1 protein-coding gene and 1 pseudogene are annotated in these 1,965 nt (G+C 64.2%); both read right to left on the reverse strand.

Annotated elements, in window-relative coordinates; genetic code table 11:
• Window positions 1-56: 56 nt before the first annotated feature.
• Window positions 57-808: pseudogene (locus tag H9Y04_RS45495) on the reverse strand (IS256 family transposase); the annotation flags it as partial.
• Window positions 809-1,143: 335 nt separating this feature from the next.
• Window positions 1,144-1,965, reverse strand: an 822-nt coding sequence (locus H9Y04_RS45500) for an IS256 family transposase (protein WP_187820127.1), incomplete at its 5' end; no start/stop codon positions are given.

Raw genomic sequence — 1,965 nt, forward strand, 5'->3', positions numbered from 1 at the left:
GACGAGATCACCCTCTTGACGGACGGTTCCGCCGCTTAACTCCGTGGCCTTGCTGCGACTCCGCGGTTCGTCAGCTCCGCCAGCCAGGCCATCCACTGCTTGGCGCCCTCGCCGCCCGAGCCGACCCACATCCCGAGCACGTCGCGTTCGCCTTCGAGGTTGATGCCGACGGCGATATAGACGGGCCGGTTCGCGACCGCCCCATCGCGGATCTTCAGCACGATCGCATCGATCATGAGGACTGCATAGGTACGGTCCGGCGGCCGGTTCCGCCAGGCATCCAGCTCTTCGGTGATCTTGTCGGTGGCCCTCGAGATGAGGTCTCGTAAGACGTCGATGTCGTAGATCTCGGCCAGATGGGCTGGATCTCTCCGGTCGTCAGGCCCTTCGCGTAGAGCGACAGGATCGCCTCGTCGAAGCCTTCCACCCTTCGTTGGTGCTTGGGCACGATCGCCGGCTCGAAACTCCCGGCCCGGTCCTTGGGCACCTCGATGTCGACCGCCCCGACATCGGTCAACACCCGTTTCCGTGAAGAGCCATTGCGGGAGTTGCCGCTGCCCTGACCGGCCCGGTCACCCCGCTCGTAGCCGAGGTGATCACTCATCTCGGCCTCCAAGGCACCCTCCAGGACCAGCTTCACCAGCCCTTTGAGCAGCCCGTCCTCCCCGACAAGATTCAGGCCCTCGCTACGGGCCCGCTCCACCAGATTCTGGGCCAACTCCTGGTCCTGCTTGGACAGTCGCGCCAACTCGGCTCCCGTGCGTACGATCTCGCCGCCGTCGCGGGGCCGTTCATCCCTGTTGCCCATCGTGATCCTTCCCGGCAGAGACCACGTCTCATGCCAGACCGGTCACACCGGGCTTGCACGATCCTTCTGACAGGCCCCGGCTCGGACGAGCGCACGTGCAACAGCAGATATTGCTGGGGCATGCAGCGTGTTGACACAGGCGGCAGAGGACGGACGGACTCGTCGGCAGGTTCGTCCAAAGGGACTGTGCCTTCACGTGACCACTCCAGTCTCAAGGACACGGTGACGCTGCAGGAGTCCGATGAGGCCAACTTCTTGCAGCAGTTCGAATGGCGCGACGTGGCCTGTCTGCGGCGAGGGGTGTGTCAAGTTAACGGCTGATCTTGGTTGTTGAGTTATCGCTGGTCAGTCGGGGTGAGGCGGCCGTCGAAGGCGATCTGGAAGGCGTTCAGGGGCGCCTTCCAGCGCATCGTCCATCGGCGACGGCCCTTGCCGGTGGGATCCAGACTCATCAGCGCCATATAGACGCACTTCAACGCGGCGGCCTCCGACGGGAAGTGGCCGCGGGCGCGGACCGCCTTGCGGATCCGGGCGTTCACGCTCTCGATCGCGTTCGTCGAACAGATCACCTTGCGGATCTCGACGTCGAAGGACAAGAAGGGCACCATCTCGGCCCAGGCGTCGGACCACAGCTTGATCACTGCGGGATATTTGCTGCCCCACTTCTCGGAGAACTCCAGGAACCGTTCGGTCGCGGCGGACTCGCTCGGCGCGGTGTAGACGGGCTTGAGATCACGGGCGACCTTGTCCCAGTCCTGACGGGCGCAGTAGCGGATGCTGTTGCGAATCAGGTGAACGATGCACGTCTGCACGACAGTTCGGGGCCAGACCGTCTCGACCGCGTCCGGCAGGCCCTTCAACCCGTCGCAGACGAGCATCAGGACATCTTCAACTCCGCGATTCTTCAGCTCGGTGAAGACCTGCAGCCAGTGCTTGGCACCCTCGCCACCGTCACCGGCCCAGATCCCGAGGATGTCGCGGGTGCCCTCGACGGTGACCGCCATCGCGAGGTAGATCGGCCGGTTAGCGACCTTGCCATCGCGAATCTTCACGTTGATGGCATCCACGAAGACCACCGGATAGACGCGATCAAGGGGGCGGGCCTGCCATTCGGCCATGCCCTCCATGACCGCGTCGGTGATCGTGGAGATGGTCTG

Source organism: Streptomyces polyasparticus (assembly GCF_014493765.1).
GTDB lineage: Bacteria > Actinomycetota > Actinomycetes > Streptomycetales > Streptomycetaceae > Streptomyces > Streptomyces polyasparticus.